Annotated in this window: 11 protein-coding genes and 1 CRISPR repeat array; of the genes, 3 read left to right on the forward strand and 8 right to left on the reverse strand. The window is 42.0% G+C overall.

Annotated features, from left to right (window positions below):
• Nucleotides 1–20: 20 nt before the first annotated feature.
• Complete coding sequence (locus MTBBW1_RS07335; protein ID WP_080801354.1) at nt 21–956, forward strand: radical SAM protein; 936 nt, start codon at nt 21–23, stop codon at nt 954–956.
• 160 nt (nt 957–1,116) lie between these two features.
• Nucleotides 1,117–2,049, forward strand: a complete 933-nt coding sequence (locus tag MTBBW1_RS07340; RefSeq protein ID WP_080801357.1) for a hypothetical protein — start codon at nt 1,117–1,119, stop codon at nt 2,047–2,049.
• A 442-nt stretch (nt 2,050–2,491) separates the two neighbouring features.
• A CRISPR array of direct repeats spans nt 2,492–9,720; the repeat unit is 28 nt; unit sequence TTTCTAAGCTGCCTGTGCGGCAGTTTAC.
• A 129-nt stretch (nt 9,721–9,849) separates the two neighbouring features.
• Here the strand turns inward: MTBBW1_RS07340 and cas6f are convergent.
• The 8 genes from cas6f to MTBBW1_RS07375 all read right to left on the reverse strand — a co-directional run bounded on the left by cas6f (nt 9,850) and on the right by MTBBW1_RS07375 (nt 19,628).
• Nucleotides 9,850–10,407, reverse strand: coding sequence for a type I-F CRISPR-associated endoribonuclease Cas6/Csy4 (gene cas6f, locus MTBBW1_RS07345; protein WP_080801360.1), 558 nt, complete (start codon nt 10,405–10,407; stop codon nt 9,850–9,852).
• A gap of 11 nt (nt 10,408–10,418) precedes the next feature.
• Entirely contained in the window at nt 10,419–11,435 is a 1,017-nt protein-coding gene (gene csy3, locus MTBBW1_RS07350) for a type I-F CRISPR-associated protein Csy3 (RefSeq protein ID WP_080801362.1), read from the reverse strand.
• Nucleotides 11,436–11,462: 27 nt separating this feature from the next.
• Nucleotides 11,463–12,401, reverse strand: coding sequence for a type I-F CRISPR-associated protein Csy2 (csy2, locus tag MTBBW1_RS07355; RefSeq protein WP_080801365.1), 939 nt, complete (start codon nt 12,399–12,401; stop codon nt 11,463–11,465).
• Entirely contained in the window at nt 12,401–13,651 is a 1,251-nt protein-coding gene (gene csy1, locus MTBBW1_RS07360) for a type I-F CRISPR-associated protein Csy1 (protein ID WP_222424007.1), read from the reverse strand. Before csy1 ends, csy2 begins: the two co-directional genes overlap by 1 nt.
• Nucleotides 13,652–14,026: 375 nt before the next feature.
• Nucleotides 14,027–17,329, reverse strand: coding sequence for a type I-F CRISPR-associated helicase Cas3f (gene cas3f, locus MTBBW1_RS07365; protein ID WP_080801370.1), 3,303 nt, complete (start codon nt 17,327–17,329; stop codon nt 14,027–14,029).
• Nucleotides 17,326–18,303 carry a type I-F CRISPR-associated endonuclease Cas1f gene (gene cas1f, locus MTBBW1_RS07370; RefSeq protein ID WP_080801373.1) on the reverse strand — a complete coding sequence of 326 codons (978 nt, stop codon included), beginning with the start codon at nt 18,301–18,303 and terminating at the stop codon, nt 17,326–17,328. The genes cas3f and cas1f overlap by 4 nt, the downstream gene beginning before the upstream one ends.
• Nucleotides 18,304–18,306: 3 nt before the next feature.
• Nucleotides 18,307–18,447, reverse strand: a complete 141-nt coding sequence (locus tag MTBBW1_RS28235) for a hypothetical protein (RefSeq protein ID WP_186441142.1) — start codon at nt 18,445–18,447, stop codon at nt 18,307–18,309.
• 11 nt (nt 18,448–18,458) lie between these two features.
• Nucleotides 18,459–19,628, reverse strand: coding sequence for a helix-turn-helix domain-containing protein (locus MTBBW1_RS07375; RefSeq protein ID WP_087881732.1), 1,170 nt, complete (start codon nt 19,626–19,628; stop codon nt 18,459–18,461).
• Nucleotides 19,629–19,847: 219 nt separating this feature from the next.
• On the opposite strand from MTBBW1_RS07375, the gene MTBBW1_RS28240 reads away from it, so the two are divergent.
• Nucleotides 19,848–20,009, forward strand: a complete 162-nt coding sequence (locus tag MTBBW1_RS28240) for a hypothetical protein (RefSeq protein ID WP_186441143.1) — start codon at nt 19,848–19,850, stop codon at nt 20,007–20,009.
• The last annotated feature ends 303 nt before the right edge of the window (nt 20,010–20,312 follow it).

The raw sequence follows: 20,312 nt of genomic DNA on the forward strand, positions 1-20,312 counted from the left end.
TAAGAATAAGGGGGGCTTATATGAACTTTGAGCCAGCTTATATAAAAATTGCCAATAATGGCATTCTTGATGAAAAAATAACATTGGCCTATGATGGCCTGAAGTGCTGTAATCTCTGCCCAAGGCAGTGCTGTATAGACAGAACCTCCGGAGAAACCGGTTTTTGTATGACAGGAAAAGAAGCTATTGTTTACAGCTATGATGCACACTTTGGTGAAGAAGCCCCTCTGGTCGGCCAAAACGGTTCCGGTACCATCTTTTTTTCTTTTTGTAATATGTTATGTAATTTTTGCCAAAATTATGAGATCAGCCATAAAGGAGAGGGGCAAGCTGTTACTGCTGATCAGCTTGCCTTTATGATGCTGACCCTTCAGAAGCAGGGATGCCACAATATCAATTTGGTTACCCCTTCCCATGTTGTACCCCAAATTCTTTTGGCATTGCAAATTGCAATTTCACAAGGCTTGTCAATTCCTCTTGTTTACAATACAGGCGGTTATGATTCCATTGAAACATTGAAGCTGCTGGAAGGTGTTATTGATATCTATATGCCGGATTTTAAATTTAATGACACAGAAGCAGCAGAGCTTGCAGAAGTACCCCGAGACTATCCTGATGTGATAAAAAAAGCTCTCCTTGAGATGTACAGACAGGTGGGCGACCTTACAGTGGATGATTTTGGGATTGCCCAAAGGGGGCTTATTGTGAGACATCTTGTGTTGCCTGAAGGATTGGCTGGAACAAGAGGGGCTATGGGATTTTTGAGCAACAAAGTATCTAAAAAAACCTATGTCAATATAATGTCCCAATATCGTCCATGTGGAACTGCCTATCAAAAAGAGTTTCTATCACGGCGTCCAACATTGAAAGAGCATCGTGAAGCCATTCGAATTGCTGTGGAAGCAGGTCTCACAAGGTTTGATCATCACTCAAAGTTAACACCTATGATCTTGTAAGCCTTGTCAACACTGTCTGAATCAGGATTCCCAAGATTAGCAAAGATAAGGCGCAATTTTTGCTTTACCAGAATAATGATCTCTAAAACGGTTTTGATTTATTAAAAATCTGACATTTTTTGTCTAACGGAGTTCTTATTTAGGTGAGGATGCCCAAAAAATGAATCTTTCGATCAATCAAAAAACCTCTGTAGTCGAACCCCTGCTCCATAATAAGGGAAAAAGCAAGCTTTTAGAAATTCTCCTGCAATACAAACAAAATCTGGCAAACATATTCCTGTTTAATTTCAAAACTCATATACGCATAAACCTGGTGGAGTCCGTTGAAAAACAGCCTCCAAGAAAAGACTTTGACAGGCATTTAAAAATTCAAAAAAAACAGGCACCTGGTTTTTTCTTCTGGTTATTCTTCACAAAGAGAGCCGAGACACTGGAATATCGAAGAGAAAGAATATCCAAGCTATTGTCTATAATTAATCATTATAATCACGAAATGACAGACACGGTCATGGAGCTTTGCAGAAAAGAATGTGAGCTAAAAGAACTGAAAACCAAGCTTGAAGAGATGGATAACACCGAAAAAAAGATAGACCAGATTAAAAAAGAGAACAATGAATTAAAAGAGTATTATCGTTCTCTTGATAAAAGAATAAAGAATAATATTGAATTCATACAAAAAAAAACTCCTAATTTTCGCTATAATTTTCATTATTTTACATTCAATTTAACAAATTTTTTATGGCACATAGTACTCAAATATAATCTTAAAATAGACATCTTTGCAATTGCCCGCGTCTTCAATCTTTATTACTACTATGCCATGATCAAGCATCATTCCAATGTATTAGATTCCAGGGGAAAACAGCTCAAACGCATTGAAATCATTCTTAATGCCTGTCTTAGCAATCAGGGTTTGCCAATCCCTGATTGCTCTAACCTGCTCCCATTATACTGCATTGCAACCAATAGACCTATGCCGGCTCTCAATGGAGCAACAAATCGTAAGAGTATGACAAAAGTGCTTCGTCAGCTACATAAAAGATATCCAATCCTTGATGACCACCAAAATGTAAAAATTGCAGCAGCTTCCTGACCTTTTTGCCTCAAAGCACCTGGACTTTTCTTAAAAGGTGTATTTTAATGAAAATCAGGGTGAAAACTTAATTATTTTAATTACAGAAGGATAGATACACTCCCCCCAGGGTGTAGATGGGAAAGTTAACAAAAATATCTCAAATCAACAAATTCACACTATACCCAAGGGCATGGAAATGCGTTCTAAGAATTTTACCTCTATCTGTAACTAAAATCAATTTAGCAAACTTATCCCTCATTTATCATGGATTCTTTCAAGTTAATTGGTGAAGGAGTGAACACCCCTAAAGTATAATGAAAAGTTAGGAACGACAGGGTGTCTAAAGATTTTCCATAAAATAGATTGCAAAAAAATAAAGCAGACTTCCATCAAATATCGAGATAACTATCACCTGTGCGGCAGTTTACGGTGTATCATACAGACAGGCATGTATTGACCTTTTCTAAGCTGCCTGTGCGGCAGTTTACCCACAGAGCAGAATATACGTGTTATTGGCAAGTTTCTAAGCTGCCTGTGCGGCAGTTTACCAACGGTACTATGTCAGTACCAGACACACATAATTTCTAAGCTGCCTGTGCGGCAGTTTACATGATGAGCCTTTGCATATACTCCATGCTCTTTTTCTAAGCTGCCTGTGCGGCAGTTTACAAATACACCAACGCTTGCCTCGAGTTCACGCCTTTCTAAGCTGCCTGTGCGGCAGTTTACATTGTGTCACCAACTTCAACTGTTGCTGTGTTTTTCTAAGCTGCCTGTGCGGCAGTTTACGGGTAAATTGACAACATGAGGCATGATTTCAATTTCTAAGCTGCCTGTGCGGCAGTTTACGATGCTGTGAACGACAATGAAAATGTGCCTGTTTTCTAAGCTGCCTGTGCGGCAGTTTACTGTTGTGTTTTTGTGCTTAAATTAAGTTACATTTTCTAAGCTGCCTGTGCGGCAGTTTACTTTTTGCCGTGTTTCTTCCCAAAAGTCTCCACTTTCTAAGCTGCCTGTGCGGCAGTTTACTGTGCAAGCTGTTATTGATGCTGCGAGTTCCTTTTCTAAGCTGCCTGTGCGGCAGTTTACCTGGATTGCCTGGATTGCGCCTACAGCATCAATTTCTAAGCTGCCTGTGCGGCAGTTTACTTTTCCGGTGCTCCGGTCTCATGTATTTTGTCTTTCTAAGCTGCCTGTGCGGCAGTTTACGCTTAAATGGTAGGAGAGTAAAGCGGCTACATTTTCTAAGCTGCCTGTGCGGCAGTTTACTGTGCAGGCTGTTATTGATGCAGCAACCACCTTTTCTAAGCTGCCTGTGCGGCAGTTTACGGCGTGTTCCTGTTTTTTTTAGCTCTGCTTCTTTTCTAAGCTGCCTGTGCGGCAGTTTACAGGGTGGTGCAATTTACCATGTAACTTTTGATTTTCTAAGCTGCCTGTGCGGCAGTTTACTTTTCACCACAATGAGGACATGTTACCCACTTTTTCTAAGCTGCCTGTGCGGCAGTTTACAGAGGACTATATGGGCGTGAGATGGAGATTATTTTCTAAGCTGCCTGTGCGGCAGTTTACAGATTCTGCCCGTTTTTTCTCAATAGGTGCATTTTCTAAGCTGCCTGTGCGGCAGTTTACACAAATTAGCGTTTGTATTTGCTTCTTACAATTTTCTAAGCTGCCTGTGCGGCAGTTTACCTGGCATTGAGAGAGCAGCGGAATGTGGACAGTTTCTAAGCTGCCTGTGCGGCAGTTTACTTTTGAATATCCCATTCTCCTAAGTGCAGCAATTTCTAAGCTGCCTGTGCGGCAGTTTACAAAAGGGATAAGTAAACTCCGGTGTTGCGGAATTTCTAAGCTGCCTGTGCGGCAGTTTACATATAGTTACAAGGTAAATGCCTTCTCTTTTTTTTCTAAGCTGCCTGTGCGGCAGTTTACATTGAGAGTTGCAGGGAGATAGTTATCACCAGTTTCTAAGCTGCCTGTGCGGCAGTTTACGTTGTTGGTATGATCATTGGGAGTATTTTTGTTTTCTAAGCTGCCTGTGCGGCAGTTTACTTGCAAACACAAAAGCAAGTTTATCATTTAATTTTCTAAGCTGCCTGTGCGGCAGTTTACGAGACGTTTAAGCAGATCGTCAAGACTGGCATTTTCTAAGCTGCCTGTGCGGCAGTTTACTTTCGACTCCGTTTCTTTGGAGTCTTCAGGTATTTCTAAGCTGCCTGTGCGGCAGTTTACAGATTAAACAGCTTCAGGGCATATTCTTTATATTTCTAAGCTGCCTGTGCGGCAGTTTACAATTGAAAGCCAAAAAACGGCAGGGGTATACATTTCTAAGCTGCCTGTGCGGCAGTTTACACATGACACAGACGGAGTACGGGCAGCACAGATTTCTAAGCTGCCTGTGCGGCAGTTTACTTAATGGCATTAAGTATTTATGTTTTACCATTTTTCTAAGCTGCCTGTGCGGCAGTTTACATTGATACATTGTCACAATAATGTTGATGCGTTTTCTAAGCTGCCTGTGCGGCAGTTTACGACAATGCTGTTTGTAACGCTTATGAATTAAATTTCTAAGCTGCCTGTGCGGCAGTTTACGAGCTAACCATCTGCCCTGCTCAATGACAACATTTCTAAGCTGCCTGTGCGGCAGTTTACCAAAAATACCGTCAAATTATCTGGGTAGTCAATTTCTAAGCTGCCTGTGCGGCAGTTTACTTTTTTGTCTTGAATCCGCTCTTTGTGTAGCTTTCTAAGCTGCCTGTGCGGCAGTTTACTCACTCTTGATGTCTCTGCAATTGATATTGTATTTCTAAGCTGCCTGTGCGGCAGTTTACTCATGAAATCGACACGGTTTTTTAAAAATCCTTTTCTAAGCTGCCTGTGCGGCAGTTTACAGCCGTCGCCGCCGCCTGCTGGTCATTTGAAATTTCTAAGCTGCCTGTGCGGCAGTTTACTAATAGTTTTTCCTTTTGAATTTTCACGGCGATTTCTAAGCTGCCTGTGCGGCAGTTTACAAACCATCCAGACGTATGGACAGACGTTGTAATTTCTAAGCTGCCTGTGCGGCAGTTTACTTGAAAGATGCCTTTCATCATCGTTTGAATATTTTCTAAGCTGCCTGTGCGGCAGTTTACTTGTTATTGCTGCCATGTTTTTTGATCTGTACTTTCTAAGCTGCCTGTGCGGCAGTTTACTGACTTTCTCGACTTTGGAGCCTTAATAATCCTTTCTAAGCTGCCTGTGCGGCAGTTTACGACCTTAAAGGTCATCTTCCATCAACTTTCATTTTCTAAGCTGCCTGTGCGGCAGTTTACGTTGATCGGATATTCAGAGTTAAAATGACATTTTTCTAAGCTGCCTGTGCGGCAGTTTACGTGCTTAAATCGAGTTACATGGCGTCATCAATTTTCTAAGCTGCCTGTGCGGCAGTTTACCACCAGGCAAAGGCACAAGCTGAAGCAGAACATTTCTAAGCTGCCTGTGCGGCAGTTTACAAGGGGCCAGGGCTCCCTTGAGATCATAACAATTTCTAAGCTGCCTGTGCGGCAGTTTACAATTTTTAACCGCCTGTTTGAACCGTCAACAGTTTCTAAGCTGCCTGTGCGGCAGTTTACATGTATTCCATCCGGCCTTATGCTGTGCCGCATTTCTAAGCTGCCTGTGCGGCAGTTTACCCGCCAACCTTGATTTTAGTGAGATATACCAATTTCTAAGCTGCCTGTGCGGCAGTTTACTTCCATTTATAGAAGCAAGGCGGAAAAATTAAGTTTCTAAGCTGCCTGTGCGGCAGTTTACTTAGACACAGCGCATAGAACAAACAAATATGTTTTCTAAGCTGCCTGTGCGGCAGTTTACTTAGATATCAACTCGCCTTTTTTCTCTTCATATTTCTAAGCTGCCTGTGCGGCAGTTTACTGTGCCCCTTCTTATCGGCTGTCAACCCGACAGTTTCTAAGCTGCCTGTGCGGCAGTTTACTTGACGTTTGGTATGTGTGTCAATTTTGCGGATTTCTAAGCTGCCTGTGCGGCAGTTTACATGCCAACCTACAACAAAGCCAAAAACTATTGTTTCTAAGCTGCCTGTGCGGCAGTTTACAAAATTTACATCAATTCAACTCCGACATTAGATTTCTAAGCTGCCTGTGCGGCAGTTTACTAACCCTAATGTATGGCCTTATAATCCCTGCTTTTCTAAGCTGCCTGTGCGGCAGTTTACGGAGAGACAGAAGCCGGAACGAGTTGAACACTTTTCTAAGCTGCCTGTGCGGCAGTTTACAGCGTTAATATTAACCGTATATATACAAGTGATTTCTAAGCTGCCTGTGCGGCAGTTTACAATGTATTTCAGTTACAATCTTGATTATAAATTTTCTAAGCTGCCTGTGCGGCAGTTTACTCGGTTTCATTATCCTGATCTTGCCTGGCAATTTTCTAAGCTGCCTGTGCGGCAGTTTACGTGATCTTTTCAAAAAACGTACAGATGCATTTTTTCTAAGCTGCCTGTGCGGCAGTTTACTGAAATGTCAATGACTGAAGAGACATACTTCTTTTCTAAGCTGCCTGTGCGGCAGTTTACTGAAATGGGCAATGTCTCCCAGGGGAACATATTTTCTAAGCTGCCTGTGCGGCAGTTTACCAACGAAAAAATGTGGGTATTGATGCCAGGTTCTTTCTAAGCTGCCTGTGCGGCAGTTTACCCGGATCAGCGGATTATGGAGTATGGGCTGATTTTCTAAGCTGCCTGTGCGGCAGTTTACGATTCAATCTGAATAGTGGTTATTTCTTCGATTTTCTAAGCTGCCTGTGCGGCAGTTTACCATAATCCTTTCATCAATGCTGTTTTCACACATTTCTAAGCTGCCTGTGCGGCAGTTTACTGCTCATTGGCCTTGAGTCAGTTCTGATTGATTTTCTAAGCTGCCTGTGCGGCAGTTTACTCTGCAAGCCACCGGGGAGAGGCTTACCGGAATTTCTAAGCTGCCTGTGCGGCAGTTTACCCACACGTCTGCCCCACACGGGCGTGGGTGAGTTTCTAAGCTGCCTGTGCGGCAGTTTACATTGTCAAGATTATTGACAATAGAAATTATAATTTCTAAGCTGCCTGTGCGGCAGTTTACTGAAATGGGCAATGTCTCCCAGGGGAACATATTTTCTAAGCTGCCTGTGCGGCAGTTTACTTTGAGAAGCAAAATAAACGGTTACGATGTATTTTCTAAGCTGCCTGTGCGGCAGTTTACTGTGAGATAGTCCCCCTCGAACTCATCGGAAATTTCTAAGCTGCCTGTGCGGCAGTTTACCAGAGCACTATGTGAGCGCCAGGATACAAGCTTTTCTAAGCTGCCTGTGCGGCAGTTTACTGATTGTATTAAAATTTCTATGTCCTGTAGCATTTCTAAGCTGCCTGTGCGGCAGTTTACTTTGGTTATACGCTTGATTATAAATGGTTTAATTTCTAAGCTGCCTGTGCGGCAGTTTACTTGCAATCCCATTTTCGCTCTTGTGCAACCAATTTCTAAGCTGCCTGTGCGGCAGTTTACAAGTTTCGGCATACGGGCAAAGATGCCGGAAATTTCTAAGCTGCCTGTGCGGCAGTTTACTTGTGGATATTTGGTATGTTTGCAGACATTGTTTTCTAAGCTGCCTGTGCGGCAGTTTACAAAGCGGAATCCTGTCCCTTTTGGATACCTGTTTTCTAAGCTGCCTGTGCGGCAGTTTACTTCCATTGTATCCAACATGGCTTTGACTATATTTTCTAAGCTGCCTGTGCGGCAGTTTACTCCTTTGATAGTATCTTTTTTGCTTTCTCAATTTTCTAAGCTGCCTGTGCGGCAGTTTACAGCAGCCGGTATTTATTACAATTTTTATTTGTTTTCTAAGCTGCCTGTGCGGCAGTTTACTTAATTGAAAAGATAGACGAGGAATTCCAGGATTTCTAAGCTGCCTGTGCGGCAGTTTACCAACCGGCCTGAAGAGATTCACTCCCCACCTTTTCTAAGCTGCCTGTGCGGCAGTTTACATCCACATAGCGTTTTCATAATTTTTCATTCTTTTCTAAGCTGCCTGTGCGGCAGTTTACTCTGCAATCCTCCAGGGAGTGGTTTGCCTGATTTTCTAAGCTGCCTGTGCGGCAGTTTACTTTCAGGATACCACGTTGGTTGTCCCCAGGCTTTTCTAAGCTGCCTGTGCGGCAGTTTACGTGAAATACTGATTGATGCCTGATTTGTCCCATTTCTAAGCTGCCTGTGCGGCAGTTTACGAATTGCACAAACAATAATTTCTCTTGATGCCTTTCTAAGCTGCCTGTGCGGCAGTTTACTTGATAATCTCGGAATTACAGGAAAATACTTGTTTCTAAGCTGCCTGTGCGGCAGTTTACTGGGAAAATATCACGGAGAATAGCAACAGCTTTTTCTAAGCTGCCTGTGCGGCAGTTTACTAATTTTTTCGTTCGAAAACCCATGTGATATATTTCTAAGCTGCCTGTGCGGCAGTTTACTATTGCCTATGGTCATCTGATATGACTCAAGATTTCTAAGCTGCCTGTGCGGCAGTTTACCACCTGGAGAACACACTCTTCTCTCATTCGATTTTCTAAGCTGCCTGTGCGGCAGTTTACATCAAGCGGCAAAATATCTGTGTCATCATAGATTTCTAAGCTGCCTGTGCGGCAGTTTACCTGGTGAGTCTCAATATTTCAACATCCAACCATTTCTAAGCTGCCTGTGCGGCAGTTTACGTTTAGGATTGCTTTTAAATCCAATTATTTTTTTCTAAGCTGCCTGTGCGGCAGTTTACTCATCTTCTGAGATTGTCATTGATGCTGTTTTTTTCTAAGCTGCCTGTGCGGCAGTTTACTCCATGAACTCATACTCAATGCCGTCAACTGTTTTCTAAGCTGCCTGTGCGGCAGTTTACTATTCCAGGTGATGCCTGATGTCTTTCCGTATTTTCTAAGCTGCCTGTGCGGCAGTTTACAAGCTCTTGTTTAACAGTGTCTATGGATGCCTTTTCTAAGCTGCCTGTGCGGCAGTTTACCAAGGCCGGCTCAATGCCTGTGGTGTCTATCTTTTCTAAGCTGCCTGTGCGGCAGTTTACTGACTCTGAAACACTCAAGCCTGTTTTTGACATTTCTAAGCTGCCTGTGCGGCAGTTTACGTAAAGGTGCTATTACAGGCGGCGGGTCTGATTTTCTAAGCTGCCTGTGCGGCAGTTTACGCATATTCCTCATCTGTACCGCTATGAAGATATTTCTAAGCTGCCTGTGCGGCAGTTTACGGAGCAGTGCTGGATAGTGTCGGGGCAGTGTTTTTCTAAGCTGCCTGTGCGGCAGTTTACTTTTGTAGTTATAGTCAATCATCCCCTGCTGTTTTCTAAGCTGCCTGTGCGGCAGTTTACGAAGCCTCATAATTTTTTTGTAATAATTATGTTTTCTAAGCTGCCTGTGCGGCAGTTTACTATGATCTCCCTGGCATCGGGGTTATATGTACTTTCTAAGCTGCCTGTGCGGCAGTTTACAAATTGACATGGCAGGATGTGGAGGCGATTATTTTCTAAGCTGCCTGTGCGGCAGTTTACTTTTGAAATGGGTAAGGAGCCTGCTCTTTTCATTTCTAAGCTGCCTGTGCGGCAGTTTACTTTCGGGTTCAAAGTAAATTTCAAGCTGTGCGTTTCTAAGCTGCCTGTGCGGCAGTTTACTGCACCACTCCTATCCCAAGGTATTGATTTAAAATCAATATTTTAACAAAATATAAGATAAACCCTTTTTAGCGCTGGTTCTAAAAAAAACTTAAAAATTAACATGTTATAAAAAAACGAAAAAAAAGGTCAAAACCATGGAATGGTAGCATTGGCAACACTTAGGCCATATGCAGAGAATTCACCTCTCACAGACGATTTCAAAATTTCACCATGATTTATGAATAAAGGGAAATATTGACCCGTTGAAAGACTCTTAATTTGTACATAAGGGGATTTGAGTCGTTGAACTTTCTGCTCTCGAATTCTTTTCTCGGCTTCTTCCGAAGTTATCCATCCTTTTTTTATTGATCGTCTGTACAAACGCTCTATACTGCTTTTAGTTTGAATACGTTTCACAATACGAAAGTTGGTAAGGGCAGGTACCCTGAGAATGTCCGACATATTAATATAATCTTGAAGTCCCTGTAACCAGTTTATTATTTGAATGCGCTCTAAAGCACTTGAGCTACCGTGAATCCTTATCGTATCTCCCAAGGTCTTTTCAAAAAAGGGAAAACTGATACCAATCTCTCCATGACCGTTTTCAGTCAAAGCAAGATGCAATTTTGAAAACAAGATATTCATCAAAATCGTTTCTTTGAATTCTGGATCCGGAAGTAATTTTATTTCAATATAAAAATCCATGACAGCCTCCTCTAATCGGCTTTTTCTCCAAAAACACCGCCACGAATCAAAGTAGCCATGATATAATGCTGCTGCTCTAAAGATGGCATTTTTCCTTTTATAACCCAATTATCAAAAATACTATAAAAATCCATTTTGTCTTTAGGCTGACGATAGGCCTTACCGCGATTTGTCACAGAGCCATATGGTTCAACAGCGATGGGCCCAAGGCTTTCTGCTCCAGGATACCATGTGTCAATAGTACGCAGAGCATTTCCAATTTTCTGGGAATGAATAGCGGCTATTTCATCTACATGGTAAAGCACCTTGCTTTTTTTACTATTAGAACTATTATCAAGCACCAACTCCTGAGAAGGAAATACCTCCTGCCCCCCTCCAATTAATGCAAATGCCTCAATTTTTAAAAATGTAAAACTCTCTCCAGAAAGTCCATCATTGATAACTTCAGTTAAGGCTTTCAGATCATCGCTTGTTTTATTGAAATTTCTAAGAGAAAACTCATTGGTATCAAATTCCCATATGCTCTTTTCAGTACTATTTTCGATATGGAGAACCCGAACTTTAATTTTTTCAGAACCAATCCTATTCCGCCATAAAAAGCGACCATTGGCAATATTGGCTGCATAACGTCCAGCCAGAGTATCAAAACCTGTATTTGTGGCATATTCATCAATTACTTTTGCCAAAGCTGCCTGATAATCCTGATCATTACAAGCTGATGGCTCTTTGAGATTTCCTAATATTCGCAAAGTAAAATCAACACGGAGAGTATCGTTGTCAAAAGGTAGTGCAGCCACATCCACCCGTTGAAGATTAGCTTTTTGAATTTCTGCATCCAGCTTGGCAGGATCCGTTTTAGCACCTTTCAGGCGATTTGAGATGGTACCACGGACATCCTTACTGGCTATTCTCACAGGTATCCAATTATTTTTTTCATCACGTTCCTGCCAATTTCCCGAATACATTAATGCGTCTGAATTTGATAACTTTCTCTCAAAAGCAAGTACCGATGCTGTTTTTAGTGCCATAACATTTCTCCTTGTCAGAATATGTTTTTATTGGGGGTTATAATTATTTTTACATAGATACCATCCAGAGTCAGGTTGGGCATCATATCTCCACAACATTTGTTCAAAATTTTGCAACCGGTGAGGACTCAACCATTCTCCAATACTGTAAACTGCCTCAACAAATCGAAACGGAGTTGTAGTGTCTCGGGTTCTGGCAACTTCTCCGGCTTTATAAAGATCAGAAATAGCTCTATACCCCATCATTATAGGTACAAGCCATCCCTTACCGGGTCTCATTTGGTAACTCCAGTTTGCTTCGTTATCATCAGTTTGATTGTTTTCTTTACGCTCTGCTTTAAATTTTAACGCTGAAAAATCCATCCAGGCATCTAAATCATCTGATTCAGGATCTTTTTTCCTTATTTCTTCTGAATGTTCAGTCAATAACTGAGATCGTTGAACCAGCACAAATCCTGGGATTAGCTGCTTCATTTGTTTACGGATATATATTGTCATTCCTTTTATGTCGTCCGGAGGTTCCTCCAAATCAATTGAAGCCACATCCCAAATGCTTCCACCTGCCAATCTTTTAGTAAGTACAATGTCCCTTATTCGACTGCATATTTCTGTAACATCTCCTGCCTCATAGAGATCGCCTACCACAGGAATGATAAGAGAGATATCCATGTGCATTCGCCCCTCTTCAACAAATGACGGTGAAGTTCCATTTTTATTCAAAGGATTTCTGGTCAATGCAAACACATGATCACCCCATCCCTTTGGCTGATGTGACTGAATTTGGTGGGAATGCGAAACGATACCGCAACCGGTCAATTTCAAATTCAGTTCAGATGACAGGGTTCGGGATATGGAGTGGACAAAGCCCATAAAATTTGTAATAGCTGGAAATCCCCAGGTAATGCCTGAAACGGCATTGGCGTTTTCCACCTTTATATGACGTAAAATTAATATTGCATCTTCCATCAGGCAAAATCCTCCAAATCTTCTTTAAACAATTTGAACTTTGACTCAACCAGGCTCTGCCATTGAATATATTCTGCATCACTTAGTGTTAACTTATCGCTTTTATCTATTTGTTTATTGAACCAAAAAGCAAATTGGTTTGCAATTTCGGCCTGCCAGTCATTTTTTTCCCGCTCATGTTTAAAATTTTCGTCGATATCCGAACGGTATGGGTCAAGCCATAGTTTTTGTGCGGCATTCAGTTTGCAATTGCTGTCGCCACTCCATCCGGCATATTCCTTTAAGTTCTGGATTTCTGCACCATACTGAAAAAGATGATCAATAATTCCATCAACCATTTTTTCTCTTTTTGAACGAATTATTATTGTGCTCTCTTTATCTACTTTACTTTCAAGGAATTTTCTAAGCTGGAAGATATCCCTCCATACTCTTGCTCCAAATAAGTGAGAGATAAACACACTTTTAACATTCAAAGGTGGCCGTTGCTGTTGCTGCCAGGATGGAGGCGCGCAACTAAACAATATGGATTTTCCCTTTCTTTTGCTGTTCAATTGACTGATATTTTGTGGTTTTGTCCCACCAAACGACTGAACAAGAGTGTTGGGGTAATCGACAACTATTTCATCGTGATATTTTCTTTCCCGCTTAGCCTTTCTTGCCTCTTTGGCAGTTTCAGAAAAGCGGCATTGTGAAATACGACCATAAATGGCCTGAATAAATGATGTCGGGTATAACGGCGATATCAGATGATATTCTCCATCATTGATGGGAAAATAAATCTGTTTTGACAAGGTATGCGAAGTAGGTTGGTTGCCGGACAACACCATTTTAAAAGCATCCATCCATTCATTTAACTGGCTTTCATCAACGGCAAAAGGCTTTAATGGTGATGAATCTCCTTGTTGGATATACTCAATTAATTTTTTTCCTTTATGGGATAGCTGTAAGAAAGATGATACATCCAAGGCAGCGGCATTTCCTACAGAATCAATATCAGGATTCATTAAAGAAGATGTACTGACAAATGACCCGGAGGACATGGTGTCAGGATTCTCATCTCCTCCAGTTGAGTATAGACTACTTCCCTTCGTATCGGGATGTGTGTATTTGCTTCCATGGGTAACTAGTTGGCGTTGAATTGCCCTTTTGGCTGCATCAGACAACCACTCAGAAGGATCAAACCTTTCCTCCAGTTTCTGCCTCTCTTCCAAAAGATCGGTTTCCAAAAGAGCCAGTTCTTCAGGAGCCACAGTTTTTTCCCGTTTCTTTTGAGCATCCTTTTCAAACTTTTCAATCTTGGGCTTTGCCCTTGCATCAATATACTGAGATATGACATCGGCAAATTCATCTTCCATGATTCCTCCTTGATAAATTATTTTACCATGGAAATAGATACAAATTTCCACATTCGGGGGTGGCTGACTTCCAGCCACGATCGCTTAACCAGATTTTATATATATTTTATAAAAAATAACCACTATCCAAAGTTATTGTCAAATGTTTTTTGCTCTTTCCAAATTATGACATCTCATCTATAATTTCCAAACTGCTGTACAAGCAGCTTAGAAAAGATTTTATATAGATTTGATGTAAACTGCCGTACAGGCAGAATCTCCAAAAAGCTGCTATTCAATCTCTACATATACCCCCAAAGCAGGATGATACTGCCAGGGGGTATTCCTATTTATCAATCGGACTCCACCGAATTGACGACATGCATCCGGAATATCCATATCAAAAGACTCTGCCAGTTTTATCAGGATATCCTCCGGCTCATGATTACCCCAAAGAGATACAGCCTGCGCCAGATCAAGTTCAACACGTTGAAATTCTTTTTCACATACTTCCTCTGCCCCACGCTCACCAAATTTGTAAAAAACAGCCTTATCCCCTTCATCTTCAAAGTAGAGCATATAATGGATATCCGGAGCTGATTCCCTGAACGGTGTTCTACGCTGTAATTCAGAGCACCAGTGGGCATTATGCTTCCACCACAAGGATGCATGGGCTTTTCCAGGCGTATCATCTCCGGAAAGAATTGCGTCAAGATGGGCATGTTCCAGGTCAATCAGACTTCCATCCGGAGAGAGAGTTGATCTTTGAAAAATTCTCGGTATGGAAGTGATTACATTAATCTCTTCTTCAGTAACAAGATCATGAAGATCAGGGGAACAAAGTTTGAATTTATGGCCAAAGTCAACGGTTTCAAATCCAGGTTTCTCAAAAACAGGGTTTTTACCGGTTGTATCAATGAGTCCTTTGTAGTTTCTTGAGAGTATCAACAGGTTCGGGGATTGAGGAACAATTTTTCGATGGCGCTGTATGCGACCGGCCAACTGTATGATTGATCGCATGGAACTGGGTTCAACAATTGCCCAGTCATAATCATGGTCACGACCAACTTCCGCAACTGCGGTTGCCAGCACCACAAAGATATGATCGTGGGTTTCAGGATATCTTGAAATGATCTTTACTATTTCAGGATTTTCCCAAATAGATTGTGGATGGTGACGATCAAGTATGGAGTCCAGCATTTTTTCCATACTTGATCTTACAGCCAAGGGATGTCGCCCATGATAGATGCAGTAATGGAGATGAAAACCTGGCTTAGGCTCCATCCTCATTATTTTTCTGGCAACAGCCACCAGAGGATTTATGTTGGCCATGCGAACAAGGCCAAATGAAATCTTTTTACCTGTTTCGGGGTTTTCCTGGCCATGTTCTTCATGGAGTTTATGTTGTGCTTTATGGAGACTCTTTGCAATGGCCTCAATGACTTTCAGTGGGGCTGATTCATCACTGTCAATCGGCAGCAATCTCCCTCTACGGATTGGGGGAGCATTTTTCAGATGGGATATCCTTTTCTCGACAAACGATTCATGTGCATTCATGAAACTCTCAACATTCCCATGATTTTCATGGAACACATTTTGTTCATCAAACCAGCCGCAGCAGATATCCACAGATTTGCCTGGCTCTCCCCAGCCCTTTTGATATTCCCGTCGTCCTGAAAGATATGCCTCAAAAAGTGCTTTTATGAGGGCAGGAGGAAGGGTTGCAGAAGAGATCATAACCCTGGAACCCAAAAGGCCTGCCCAATTGACCAGACGGCAGAGGGCAGGAAGATCGGAAATATCAAAATCATCTGGTTCATCCAGTACAAGATCAGAGCTGAGAAGGCGTAACATGGGGCCTATCTGGCGTCCGCCCCGATCACCTTCCGTTGCAGGTGTAAGGTAATCAATGGTGCTTACGAGAACAGGAGCACTCACAAGTTTATGCAATTGAGGAGTACTCTGAAGCCATCTGGAAAAAGGCCCTCTATCTGTAGCCCCTTCATAGCGAAGATACTGATCAGAGCCTAACAGTGATTCCGAGGACTCCGACCCCACAGAAGAAAGGCCATTATTCTCCATCTCTTCACTCTCCATTCCGTGCAGCCTTCGGGCAGCCTGGGAACCAACAAGTACCCCCAAATCTTCTTCATGCAAATTAAGACGTTTTCGCAAAGCATCTCCGGTCTGTAAAGTCAATGTCCGAAGGCCCAAAGCCACATTGAAACGACAGCCAATATTTTCATCTGCCAAGCCATACATAATACGGCCATTCGCAAAGGTTTTTCCACAGCCTGTTGATGCCATATTCACCCCGAAAAAACCATGCTCAAAGGTACGGTTTCTAATGCTACACGCAAGCTCATATGCCTTATCCTGCCATCGAAAATGAGCATTTGAACTACGTTTTTTAAAACCTCTATGCCGACTAATGGAAGGAAGATTTCTCCCCAATGAAGGAAGAAATTTTGAAAATATCATGGCATAATTACTCACACCGATCAGATGTTCATCTAACTTTTGTTTCAAATTTCCTGTATCACGGTGGGTATTGGCAAAAACCTTATATTTTTTCTCCTGCCATTTCTCTTTTGGCATTTGAGCCGAATATATATGATCAGCCAACATTAGGCACATGCGGGAGATGTGCATGACAAAGGGATTTTGTAACCAATTTTGTTTGTCAGAGATCACATCTTTGTGATTCAATGCACGAAGAGCAAGGGAGCTTGCCTTATGGCACCAAGTTGAACTTTTAAAGGGCAATCCTTTATTGAAATTCCATAACTGCTGCATCTCTTTTATTGAGAATTCTTTTTTAAGACAACGATCTGAATTCCAGGAAGAGTTGAAAGAGCGAAATAACCATGTATCAATTTTTTGCAATCCAGGTGCCCCTTCATCCCCTGGATTCCCCGGCCATTTCGGCATACGATGGTGAGATAGAATCAACCAGCAGACAAGCTGAGCCAACGGAGCAATATCTTTAAAAGGATTGTTTCTATCGGCTGCGTTATCAAGGGAGTCACATTGAAGGGATTTGAGCAATTCCTGTGTATCACCTTCTTTGATTGCACTCATCTTTTCCAGCCACTGCTGATCATCCAGTTTCCCCACAAAAGCCTGAAACAGACGGACAGAAAGCCATTCATGACGATACGGCTCTGCAGTTCGGGCATTCTTACACACTTTTTTCTGAAACATAGCACCGGTCTTTCCAAAATCATGGAAAAGCCCTGCAATTGAGCTGACAATTACGATAACCTCAATTATGTGCCACGGATTTTCATCCATTGACTTGAGTACATCACGCCGGGTTGTGTTGGTGGGAACTGTACCGACCTCGTTGAATCTTCTAAGGTTTCCCACAATCCACAGCAGTTCTGTGCGATACCCTGCTTTTATCCAATGACAGGCTACAGATGTGTTCCGCCTCGCTGTCCTTGCAAGCATTTTTCTCAAAGTGCTTAATCCCTGAAGGGTAATCGCTGTTTGCCATGTTCGGGTGCCTTTACGTTCCGCAAACTGATCAAGTATTCGCCTTGTCTCTGTCAAAGCTCGCTTACTACATTGAGAAACAAAAAGTACATTCATGATTTCATCCCACTGTGAAGCTCTGCTGTATCTTTTACTGCATCAATCATCAAATCAAGGGCACTTGCACGGAGAAAGTTTTCAATGCAGCGTCTTCTGAAATCCTGCTCTTCATCTCCAGCCATTGCCGCAATAAATGCCTGCGGTAAAACAAGAGCATCTTTCACTAAATCTGCAATGTCAAAAACCAACCCACCTCTTCTGGTTTTGCCGTGGAGCACAGCCAGGCCATGGGGGATTCCCAGAACCCAGGCAGCGGTCGCACCCAATCCATAAGCCAAATAGTTGCCATGATCGAGAAAACGATTGGCAAAATCAGTGCCCTTCCCTTTTTTGATCCTTAAGAAATCTCCATAATGAACCGTTTCCGCTGCAATTTTATAAAGGGCTTTGGAAAGCCTTGCTTCCAGTGACATAAGTTCATTGTTGTTCTGACAACTCTTTATGTTATCACGGCAGGAATCAAGTAATGCAGTGAGTTGTTGAGTAGAGACCATGAAACGATCTTCCCGTTTCAAATGAGGGTTTAACCAATGTTTTTCAATCTGATCTAAGCGTATCAACTGAAATGATTTGGCTGCTTCAAGGCGCTTTTCCTCTTCAAACCAAAAAGAGACCCATTGCTGAAGATAATTGGTAGGACGATATTCGCTTTGTGGAGACAACCATGAAACATTTATTTCCACTTCATTTGCAGCAAACAGAGGTGTTCCACCACCCCCACAGAATCCAACCATCACACCAGCCTTTGCCAGTTCACGCATTGCTGCCTGGGTAATAGAGGTGCCTGTCCCCAGCAACAAGGATGTGGTATTTGCAATGGGAATATTCCAATAAAGGGAATCCCTCCCTTGCTCTGTGACATATTCAACTCGACCACCATTTACAAGTACCCGGCAATGCTCTATGTAGTAAATATTGGCTCTTTTTGAATGTAATATGGTTTTTAAATCAGACGGTGATATATCTTCCATTTCTCATTTCTCCATTTTTTTTAGCCCCTTGCCATTAATCGAAAAACCATCGTATGCAAAAAACGCAAATTTTTCCCAATAGATGGAAAGCAGTTCATTAACCTCACTGTCGCTGAAACCATTTGGAATATCTGAGATGCTCATTTTATCTCCTTTTATTTTGTGACGACCTTGTATTGCGACACCACTTCCGAAATCGCTCCTTGCTCCTCTTTATTATGGAATCCCCCTTTCCAGCCGATGGCTTCTGCTGCCAGGCAGAGATCAAAAAACCTTCCGTTAGGTGTCTGCGAACGTCTGGTCAGACCTGGTTCAATCATACCGTTTTTATCATAAAAAATGTAAATATCCTTTTTAAGTGCCTCTAAAACTTCGGGAGAGATAGCCTTAAGCTCTTTGAGTCTGTAGAGAAAAGTTTCTGCTGAGACACCAAAACGGTTCTTTATCCTGAGCAGAAGCTCCCATGTCCATTGACTGTTGCTGATGCCAAGCTGCTCAACTGTTGATTTTACAGCAGAGGCAGGCATGAGAAATGAAGATGCAAAACGCTTTGCAGCCCTTGATGGATTTATGGGGCGTATCTCCTTTGAAGCAGGCTCCTGTGACTCCTTAAAAAGATCAGCCTTTAGAAGCTTCATCCTGTTGGAGATGAGAATTTTGCCAAGCTCAAGGGCAAGGGAAAAAAGCTGACGCTCGGGATTGTGCCTTGCATTGATGAAAAAAAATGCGTTGCTCTCCAGAGAGTCATAAAACGAGACACTGCGAATCTCTTCTGCTCCACGGGTAAAGGGAAAGATCATAACCCTCAGTCCAAAGGTCTCGAAAAGCTCAAAATAGTCAAAAACAATGGCATCACCAATGCCGAAATAACTTCTCATCTGACAGGCAAGCCTGTCCATGCCATCATAGTCATGATCAAAGGGAATTGAGAGGGGAAGTCTGGCATATCGCGGAACATTGCAGATACCTTCAAGGCTATGAAATGCTTTGATCATATCCTGGCAGGCACTTAAAAGAGAACGCTGCATCTCGTTTTCATCATCCGGAGAGAGCATTACAAAAGCGATATCCTTTTTCTCAAGGGATGATGCAGATGGGGGGTAGTGGGCATCTTCATTAAATAAATAATCCACTGAGACATCAAAAACCTTTGAGAGATTATAAAGGACTTTTGCAGAGGGAAGGTTTTTTCCAAGCTCAATTCGGCCAAGGGGGCCTTCTTTTATACCTATCCTTCCTGCAAGATCTGCCAGTGTCCAGTTTCTGGAACGGCGCAGAAAACGAATACGTTCACCAATTTGTGGTAGTTCTGAATTCATACTCATAACAAAACCATATCATTATTTAGTTGTCAAATAAAAAAAATATTGCCAAAAAAAGAATTAATTTATTTTTTTCTAAAATTAATATTTTCTATTTTAACATTTTAATATCATTTACGAAATACACTAATCTGACATTACAGAATAACACACATAGATAAAACCATGAGAGATTACAGGATTTTACCATCGTAAATAAAACAGGGGGTAGAGATAAATGCCGTGTTTATCAGCCCTACTGCTGCTGACGACTGGCAGGAAGATGTGCTTGGGGATGATGTTCTGGAGGATGGGGAAGAGATGGAGGTAAGTTTTTCATCCGATGAAAATGTTGCACTGTGGGATATAATGGTCGAAGATGATGAAGAAAACGGTATCACTTAGACTGGATTAAATCTCCTTGAAATATCTACGGTTACTTTGAAATACAACAAACAAACCGGAAAGGCCACTGCGTTGATTGAGTAAACCGTCATTCATTAGAGACAAGGCACACCTTGCCTCTACTGCCGCCCCCGATTATGAAAATGATAGGGGGTGTTTTCACGGTAAAAATTCGGCATCTTTCATATCTACTCAAAAGTAGTTTACATTTTTCTGAAAATTTTGAACCATGATTAAAAGGATTACAGGATTAACATGATTATAATCAAGGTAATCCTGTAATCGAGAAAATCATGGTTCAAA

The sequence above is a fragment of the Desulfamplus magnetovallimortis genome, assembly GCF_900170035.1.
Classification (GTDB): Bacteria; Desulfobacterota; Desulfobacteria; order Desulfobacterales; family Desulfobacteraceae; genus Desulfamplus; species Desulfamplus magnetovallimortis.